Here is a 9,374-nt window from a genome sequence, read left to right as displayed (position 1 = left end):
TCACGCATACGTTGCAGGATGTTGGTTGTCTCGTTCATTGCACCTTCAGCAGTTTGTGCAATAGAGATACCGTCGTTCGCGTTACGAACAGCCACATCCAGGCCACGGCTTTGTACGTTCAAGCGGTTCGAGATTTGAAGACCCGCAGCGTCGTCTTTCGCGCTGTTGATTTTGAAACCTGAAGACAAACGCTCCATAGAAGTTTGTTGTGCTGAGTTTGCGTTGTTTAGGTAACGCTGAGCGGTCATCGCTGATACGTTTGTGTTTACATTCACTGCCATGGTGATTTCTCCAATTGATTTTCCGATGTAGCGGTTTCCGACGTCTCGGAAAACCAAGTAGTTCTCTCAAAGTTACTTCTATTAACGACTCGGATTTCAGAAGCTTTAGGAAAAAATCAAAAAAAATGAATTTGCGAGATTTGACTAGAAAAATTGAAGAAAAATAGAAAAAAGGCCTCAAGTTTCTGCAGCTTAAGCCGAGCGTTCTAAATTGAGCAAAGAACAATCAAAAGCCACTAAAAAGCAGTGAGTTAGATGAAGGTGAAGAAGGTTTTATTTAGGAGATAGAAAAGAAAAAGCCCCTTTTCCTTTGAGAGAACTGGGGCTAGGTTGGTAGCCAGAGCCTATGTGGAGATCAAGAGAAATGAACACATAACCGGCACACCGGGTGCAACCTTACATTGAAAATGATTGGCAGGTGAGAGATGAGAGAGCCGCACATTCTATTATAAAGTTGCTTGCCACAAGCCTGCATTCCCATCCACGTCTGAATGTATTGAACACAGGCAAGGTAAACTACTGCAATAGTGACATCGCAGAGTTTGGCAACTGTTTTGCTTGAGCAAGAATCGAAGTACCTGCTTGTTGCAATATTTGAGCTTTGGTCATTTGCGTGGTTTCTTTCGCAAAGTCCGTATCTTTAATTCGGCTGTTCGATGCATCAACGTTCTCTTGGATGTTCGCCAAGTTGTTGATGCTGTGGCTCAGACGGTTTTGTTTCGCACCAAGGTCAGCACGTTGTGAATCCACGTACTTAAGCGCTGAGTCCAGTACAGAAATCGCGTTCTGAGAACCTTGTACAGTTGTCATGTCGATGTCTTGCACTGAAGTACGCACTGCATCTTCTGTCAAACCAAGATCAGACGCTAGATCACCAGAGATTGAAATATCGCCTTGAACATTCGGGTGAGCAACAAACACTTGTAGCTTGCCGTCTTCGCTTACCGATGCATTGATCATATCAGATTGGCCGTTGATGTACGTTGCCAACTCTTCAATATCGTCGCCTGTTTTTGCGTTGATATTGATCTCTAGATCATCTGGGTTGCCATCTTCGTCTTCACCCATGCCAGGAAGCGTGATTTTTAGGTCCGCTTTAGCCGGGTCAACACCCCAGTCTTTGTCTTTACCGTTCTCAGAGAAGAAAGTCACACCGCCCATACGCTGGTCATCCGCGCGGATGCTCGTTAGCGCCATGATCATTGCTTCACCAGAGCTTGAACCGATTTGGAATGCCGCTTCACCGAACGAACCGTTCAATAGGCGACGACCACCAAATGAGGTTGTTTCTGCGATACGGTTAAGCTCGTCAGTCAATGCTGATGATTCTTCGTTGATCGCCTGACGCTCTGCTGGAGAGTTAGTACCGTTTGAAGATTGAATCGCCAAGTCACGCATACGTTGCATCACTGACGTCGCTTCATTCATCGCGCCTTCTGCTGTTTGGGCAATCGAGATACCATCGTTTGCGTTGCGCATTGCTACATCAAGACCACGAGACTGTGCAGTTAGACGGTTAGAGATCTGTAGACCTGCGGCATCGTCTTTTGCACTGTTAATCTTATGTCCTGATGACAGGCGTTCCATCGAGGTGTTTAGCTCGTTGCTCGCCTTGTTTAAATAACGCTGCGCGGTCATCGCGGAAACGTTAGTACTAACTGTTACAGCCATTTTGCTCTCCTTTTGAGTTCGCAAGCTTTTGCGAAGCGGCCAGCTTTACTCTCATTTGGATAAGCACTGACCGTAAAAATTACTTGCTAAATCTGCCCATAAGGCAGGGTTTAGAATCTCGTAAGTCTGTTCTGCCAACATCAATACAATTTGTGTGCCAACTTATTAACCATTATTTACTCTTTTAGAAACGAACAAATAAACAACAAGTTAGTTCTATTTTCCTGCGCTTTCATTCCACGCAAGGTCATCATGTATTGCTATCGGTTCACTGTTTTTCTGTTGCCGCTACCATTGCCACTTTACGCATTGCCGCTTTCGGTAAAATCGTGCCGCATCTGCTCGACAGTCATGTTTGTTCTGCTCTATTTATGGCGCTTAAGGCTTGGCACATAAGGCATCAAAATAAAGCACAATCACAACAGATTGAAATCTGTGAACGTCTTAGATGTAGTTAAACAGTGTCAGGTCTTTTGTTTTACCAAAAGCCTGTTGTGAGGCTTGCAGCGCACGTGAGTTCTCACTGAACTCAATCACTGCTTTGGAATAATCCAAATCCTCAAAATTGCTCTTCGCTTTCGCCAGAGACAAATTAAAATCTTCGTGGTTTTGCTCTTGAATATCGAGCGTACTCAACTTAGCACCCAAGTCGGTTCTGACTTTGTTCATGTGAACGAAGGCCGCTTGAAATTCTTCTGTCATCTGGTGAAGCTTTGCCGTTGCTGACGCATCCGACACTGAACTGTCTGACCAAGACATAGTTTCCCGAAACGCGTCAAAAACGCTAAAGGTTTCACGTGGTTCAAGCGCAATGCTATCTCCTGCCGTCACCTGCCCTTTAAGCTGAATATTGACGCCTTCGTATTGAATCCCGTCGACCGGTGAATAGTCATCCACTTGAACAATACTGCCGTCTTTTTCCAACTGGTAACCAAACTTGCCGTTGCTCATGTCGACAAACGTGACTTTGTAGTTGGCATTGTCTGATGATGCATTGGTCGCTTGACCAAGTAAGAGCTCAGAACCTTCCTTCAAGTCATACTGCGGCTCAAAATCGCCAAACGGATTGGGTATCTCCGAGAACAGTTGATTCCCCGGATAATTAATGCCCAGTTCCATATTGCTGGCGATCTTCATCTTGCGCTGGTAATCGTCACCGGTGTACACGACACTGCCATCAGAATCGCGGAAAAATGGCTGTGTTTTTGGTTTCGTTCCCGCAAACACATAGTTACCAGATTCATCTTGTGTATTCACAAGCGCCAAGAAGTTATTCGCAATTTCTTCCAACTCACGCTTCTTTGCTGCGCGGTCTTCCGGAGAAAACGCACCGTTGATCATTTCCATCGAAATGCGTTTCGATTCATCAGTGAATTGCTCAGCGTTGGCAATCACCACTTCTTGGTTTTCTAGTCGATTACGAACCAGAACAATGGCATCAAGATATTGCTTTAGCTGCTCTTCTTGCTGGCCAATGCTCTGAATATAGTGCGTCGCAAGTGGATCATCACTCGGCTTGGTCAACTGCTTACCAGAAGCAAGTTGCTCCTGATTATGGTGTACCTTGTTTTCCTGACGGCGCAGGTCATTCTGCACTGACTGGTAGTTATGGAAGCTAGAAATTCTCGTTAACATCTAGGGCCTCCTTTATCGCAACTGCAAGATGGTGTTGAAGGTGTCATTGGCTGCCTGCATCACACGAGAAGAGGCCATATACGCCTGTTGGAACTTCATCATGTTTGCCGCTTCTTCATCGAGGTTTACCCCCGAGATCGACGCCACACGCTCTTGTGCCGCTTCACTTTCTAGTTGAGCGACGTCTGACAAACGCGTTGCAGTTGAAGTCTTAAGTCCCACGTCCGTATTCAAGTTGTAATACAAACTCAGAATCGTCGATTCATTGCCGTTCATCTTTTTGTCAGTTTGGATGTTCTGCATCTTACGCAAGTTACCGTTATCACCCTCAGAAGGGACTAGGTTAGCGGTAAACTTGTCATTCGCCAGCGCACCAGAGCTAAGCTCGAATACCGTTGCTCCGCCATTTTTGTAACTCGGGTGATTACTAGGCAAAGACACTGAAACAGGCCCTGTAGGCGGATACGGTTGCGGAGGCATAATCACATTGCCTTTGGTATCGGTAACGGCAAATTGATCGCCCGTAGGTGAGACCACCACTTCAAATTCACGCAGGTCGCCCGCATCGATAATTTCGAATTTTGCGTTACCTTGGGCAAAGGTTGTCGATGCCTCATAGCTTTGTGCGGCAATTGCTTTTGGATCAGTGGTTTCGACTTTCATTTGTGCTGCACTACTACGGGTTGGTCGAAGCAGCACATGCTCACCCACTTTGGGCTCATTGCGCACTTCGACACGCATGCCGTCAATGTATATTGCATTGCCAGCATCAGTATTCAGTTTGACGGTTTCACCGTTTGGTTTGGTCACCGCATAGCTGTCACCGTCGTAACGCAGTGAATACTCCCCACCCTTTAATGCACTAATGTCATTGATGTACACCGCCATATCTGCGGTTGATTGAGGGCCGGCGACCACACGGGATTTCGCCAAGCGCTCTGAGTTAACATCAGTAAACAACGGGTCACCAACATTTCCGTTGTGATCTAAGCCTTGTGATTGCAAGTGGTTAATTTCACTCGAGAATGCGGTCGCTAATCGACCCAACTCATCCATCACTTGAGGAATATGTTCGTCGCGCATTTTCAGCATCGCACCGATTTTTCCGTCGATGTCGTCCGACTTAATGGCTTTAATACCGCCACCTTCCACCATAGCAAGACGACGTTGATGTACATCAGGTGAGCCATCAATCATCTTTAATTGGCTGGCTTCAGTACCTGAGACCAAGGTATGCCCGTTGCCAATGTGCACGTTGAAACCTTCTGAGTTTTTACGTGGCGTGACCGTCACTTTGGTGTACTCAGAAAGTTCTTTAATCAGCTTTTCGTGTTGGTCCATCAAGTCGTTATGAGGACCAGGAGTTCGCATCATCAAACGGTGGACATCGCGGATCTCAACAGCAAGTTGGTTCACACGTTCAATGCCCATATCGAGCGATTTGTTGGTCACATCCGATTGCTGACGAACGGTTTCGTGAAATTCGTTTAAGGTATCGCTGAGCAGCTTAGCTTTTTCTAACACCACCTTACGTGCACCCATGTCATTTGGGGTGTCTGCCATGGTTTTCACCGCATCAAACCATTCATTAAGGTTCTCAGGGATCTTCTTTGACGCGACCGACGACAACATACTCGAAAGTAAGTCGAGATTTTTTTCGTCATCAAGCTTGGCAGCGTAGTTGGTCGTAGAAAGATTAAGCTCTTTGACGGCAAACTGATCCCAAGAGCGGCGAACATTTTCCACATGCACGCCCATGCCATAGGTAGAACCACCAAATTGGCGAGGATCGTTGGTGCCTTGGATAACAGACTGACGACTGTAACCTTCTGTATTCGCATTAGAAATGTTATGACCAGTTGTATTCAACTGTCGCTGAGCAGTAAGCACACTTTGTGTACCTACATTCAACAGATCTGACGCCATACATGCCCCCAAAAACGAAATAAAACCGGAATGAACCGATCACATACTGAACTTTTAGCAAAAGGTGTGCCAGTTTATTAAAAGGAAATAACCTAGGAAAAAAGAAAGGCTTGCACCATGGCAAGCCTTATCAAATGAAGGTTTAGCATTCAAAAGCGATATGAATTACATGCTTTCAATTTTCTGCTTCACTTGCAGTACTTTGTCTGCGTAATTCGGGTCAGTGGCGTAGCCTGCACTGTGAATACCACGAATAAAGGACTCAGAATCACCGCCTTGCTGAAGTGCCGTTTCGTAGCGAGGGTTCTCGTTTAAGAATCGTACATAATCGTTAAAACTGTCTTGGTAGTTCGAATAAGAGCGGAACGCTGCCGTCTCTTTCACTGGTGTATTATCATGGAATTCCAGTGTTTGCGTTGTTACCTTGTCGCCTAGCCAGCTTCGGTCAGCTTTGATGTTGAACAGATTGTTACTGCTACCACGCGCATTCTGAACCACCTTTTGCCCCCAGCCCGTTTCTAGCGCGGCTTGAGCAAGTAATAATGAAGGCTCCACACCCAAGGCTTTTGCTGCTCGGTCGGCGTAAGGCTTCATCGAGTTAACAAAAGATTCTGGCGTATCAAAACGTGATGGCTGAGAGCCCGGACGCGACAACTGGCCAGATTCAATTAAACGTTGCTCGATTTCACGTGCTTTCTTTGGATCCACACGACGATATTCCACTGCATTATTTGCCGCATCGCGCATGGCTGTTTCACTCTTATCATCACCTTGACCAACGGTTAGTTGCTTCACAATCATGTCAGCAAGGCCCATCGAGCCCGATGCACTCAAGTTACTCGCCATCTGCTCATCCAGCATTTGACGGTAGAACTTTTCGTTTTGGCTATTCATGAAATTCGATTCAAAGCCTTCGTTGGCTTCACGCATCGATTTCAGCATCATCGAAGTAAAGATAGATTCAAACTGACGAGCCGCTGCTTGCAGTGCTTCATGCTCGCCATCTTTGCCTTCTTTCACCGCTTTTTGACGAAGCGTATCAAGGGAGCTGATGTCATGAATAAAGCCAATATCGTTAGGATTGTTCACCATGGTTTTTTCTCCTAATCGATTAGATGATGATTAACTGGCCTTCAATGGCACCAGCTTGTTTCAACGCTTGCAGAATCGCCATCAAGTCAGAAGGAGCAGCACCCACTTCATTGACTGCACGAACAAGATCATCCAGCGTTAAGCCCGGTTCGAACTTGAACATCTTGCCTTTTTCTTCGTTCACTTCGATATCTGAGTCCGGCACAACCACCGTTTGCCCACCAGAGAAGCCATTTGGTTGGCTCACATTGAGGTTTTCTTTGATTGCTACCGTCATGCCACCGTGCGTCACTGCCGCAGGTTTAAGGCGAACGTGTTTCCCGACAACAATGGTGCCGGTACGAGAATTTACAATGATTTTCGCCGCACCATCAGCCGGATCGAACTCTAGGTTCTCGATAGCTGATAAGAAAGCCACACGTTGGCTTACATCACGTGGTGCTCGAACACGAACAGAAGTCGCGTCAACGGCACTGGCCATTTGGGGACCAAGGAAGTTATTCACGGCATCTGCCATGCGCTGCGCAGTGGTAAAGTCAGAATCCAGAAGGTTAAAGGTAATGTAATCGCCACGACCAAATGGGTTTGGGATTTCACGCTCTACCATGGCACCACTAGAAATAAGACCGACCGTTGGGTTATTACCCACAATCTTAGAACCGTCTGCACCTTCCGCACTAAAGCCACTCACGACTAAATTACCTTGCGCGACTGCGTATACTTCACCGTCCAAACCTTTTAGGAACGTTTGTAATAACGTACCACCACGCAGGCTTTTCGCACTACCGATAGAGGACACAGTGACATCGACTTGTTGTCCCGGCTTTGAAAATGGAGGCAATTCAGCCGTCACCATTACCGCGGCAACGTTTTTGATTTTCGGCTTAGTGCCTGGCGGCATTTGAATGCCGAAGTTTTGCAGCATTGCCGCAAAGCTTTGCTCAGTAAACGGGTTCGATTCGCCCGTACCTGGTAAGCCTGAAACCAAGCCATAACCGACAAGTTGGTTACTACGCACACCAGCCACTTGTGCTACGTCTTTAATACGCGCAGCTTGGGCTGTGGTTGCAAACAGCGCAACGCTCAACAGTGCTAATAGGATTCTTTTCATGCTTACTTAATCTCTTGCAGTCAAATTGCCGTCAATGCGGCGTCTTATAAGGCTACATTAAAGAATCGTGCCAAGAAGCCCGGCTCTTGCATATCTTGTGGTAAACCGGTCCCTGAATATTGGATTCTTGCGTTTGATACGCGGTTTGACGCAATAGTGTTGTCAAAAGTAATATCATCAGGACGAATAGTACCGCTTAGGCGAATGTACTCATCACCCGTATTTAGCGTCATCCACTTCTCCCCACGAATCACGAGGTTGCCGTTTGCCAGCACCTCAATGACTTCTACCGTGATGTAACCGCTGATGCTGTTACTCTGTTTCGCTGATGAGTCACCAGCAAAAGTATTCGTGTTGTTCAAATCGTACGAGAAGTTGTACTTGCCGCCCACTTGCAACTCTTGACCACCAACAGACAACGGTTCCATTTTCGCATCGTTGGTTTTTGATAGATCGGCATTGGCACTCTTAGTCGCACGAGTCGTTTCGTCGAGTGTTACGGTAATGATGTCGCCGATTCCGCGAGGTTTAGAGTCATCGTATAGGTCAGTAATGTGTTCTGCGCTAAACAACGAGCCCGTTGCTGCCGCATAGTGCTCTGGTTTTTGTTTAGGGTGAATAGGTGCCCATGCCGGATCGCCCGCCACAGGATCGCTTCTGCCGCGCAGAGTATCAATGATGCCGCTGCTCTCGTCTTTCGACTTATCGCCTTCAACCGCATCTACCACGGTTGTCGCTTGGCTCACTTCGTCAGTTTCGATCGGTTCTAGCATCGTACAACCAGACATCGTAGCGATAAGTGCAAGTAGAGAAATACGTTTCATCATTGGCCCCTTAATTCCTAATCCGAGCGATTACAATTGCTGGTTAACGAAGCTCATCATCTTATCAACGGATGAGATTACTTTTGAGTTCATTTCATAAACACGCTGCGCTTCGATCATGTTGACCAACTCTTCAGTCACGTTCACGTTGGACGCTTCAAGCATGGATTGACGAATCTCGCCTAAGCCATCAAGACCAGGAACACCTTCTTGTGGATCACCACTTGCGCCCGTTGGTAGGTAAAGGTTTTGACCAATAGGCTCTAGACCACCAGGGTTCACGAAATCAGTGATGGTTAACTGGCCAACAACCACGTTGTTTTGCTCACCACGGATACGTACCGATACTTCACCGTCTGTGCCGACTGTAATAGAAATCGCGTCTTCAGGAATCACAATCTCAGGTTCAACGGCGTAACCAGAGCCAGAAGTCACCAAAGTCCCTTCACCATCAAGGGTGAACTGACCGTTGCGGGTGTAACCGATGTTGCCGTCTGGTAGTGTCACTTGGAAAAAGCCATCACCTTCTACCATCATATCCAATGCGTTGGTTGTGGTTTGTGCGTTACCGTGCGTGTGCACTTTTTGCGTTGCGACCACTTTAGAACCGGCACCCAGCATCAAACCACTTGGAAGTTCAGTATTTTGAGAAGACTGACCGCCTGGTTGGTTAATGTTTTGGTAGAACAAATCTTCGAATACCGCACGGCTCTTCTTGTAGCCAACGGTTGAGGCGTTCGCCAAGTTGTTCGAAATCGTCGCGATGTTGGTTTGTTGGGCGTCTAGACCCGTTTTACTTACCCATAGTGCTGGATGCATTGTGAACCTCTAACT

General features: G+C 46.8%; 7 protein-coding genes and 1 pseudogene. All 8 read right to left on the bottom strand.

Translation table 11 applies throughout. The annotated features are described in order from the left end of the window. A pseudogene (locus tag BCT11_RS28485) lies at nt 1-281 on the bottom strand (flagellin); the annotation flags it as partial. A 516-nt stretch (nt 282-797) separates the two neighbouring features. After that, nucleotides 798-1,952, bottom strand: a complete 1,155-nt coding sequence (locus tag BCT11_RS25120; RefSeq protein WP_102389551.1) for a flagellin — start codon at nt 1,950-1,952, stop codon at nt 798-800. Between the two features lie 444 nt (nt 1,953-2,396). Beyond that, a complete protein-coding gene (gene flgL / locus BCT11_RS25115; RefSeq protein WP_038872898.1) occupies nt 2,397-3,587 on the bottom strand; it encodes a flagellar hook-associated protein FlgL in 1,191 nt (396 codons plus the stop codon). A 12-nt stretch (nt 3,588-3,599) separates the two neighbouring features. Continuing rightward, nucleotides 3,600-5,513, bottom strand: coding sequence for a flagellar hook-associated protein FlgK (gene flgK / locus BCT11_RS25110; RefSeq protein WP_045395908.1), 1,914 nt, complete (start codon nt 5,511-5,513; stop codon nt 3,600-3,602). A 165-nt stretch (nt 5,514-5,678) separates the two neighbouring features. Beyond that, nucleotides 5,679-6,605, bottom strand: a complete 927-nt coding sequence (flgJ, locus tag BCT11_RS25105; RefSeq protein WP_102389550.1) for a flagellar assembly peptidoglycan hydrolase FlgJ — start codon at nt 6,603-6,605, stop codon at nt 5,679-5,681. 19 nt (nt 6,606-6,624) lie between these two features. Further along, nucleotides 6,625-7,716, bottom strand: coding sequence for a flagellar basal body P-ring protein FlgI (locus BCT11_RS25100; protein ID WP_038879784.1), 1,092 nt, complete (start codon nt 7,714-7,716; stop codon nt 6,625-6,627). 44 nt (nt 7,717-7,760) lie between these two features. After that, nucleotides 7,761-8,540: a flagellar basal body L-ring protein FlgH gene (flgH, locus tag BCT11_RS25095; RefSeq protein WP_038872908.1), complete on the bottom strand. Its 780-nt coding sequence runs from the start codon at nt 8,538-8,540 to the stop codon at nt 7,761-7,763. 30 nt (nt 8,541-8,570) lie between these two features. Further along, entirely contained in the window at nt 8,571-9,359 is a 789-nt protein-coding gene (gene flgG, locus BCT11_RS25090) for a flagellar basal-body rod protein FlgG (RefSeq protein ID WP_038872892.1), read from the bottom strand. Between the last annotated feature and the right edge of the window lie 15 nt (nt 9,360-9,374).

The organism is Vibrio sp. 10N.222.52.B12 (genome assembly GCF_002875385.1).
Taxonomy (GTDB): Bacteria; Pseudomonadota; Gammaproteobacteria; order Enterobacterales; family Vibrionaceae; genus Vibrio; species Vibrio jasicida.
The sequence above is the reverse complement of the archived record's forward strand: the minus strand, read 5'-3'. Positions and strand labels throughout refer to the sequence as shown.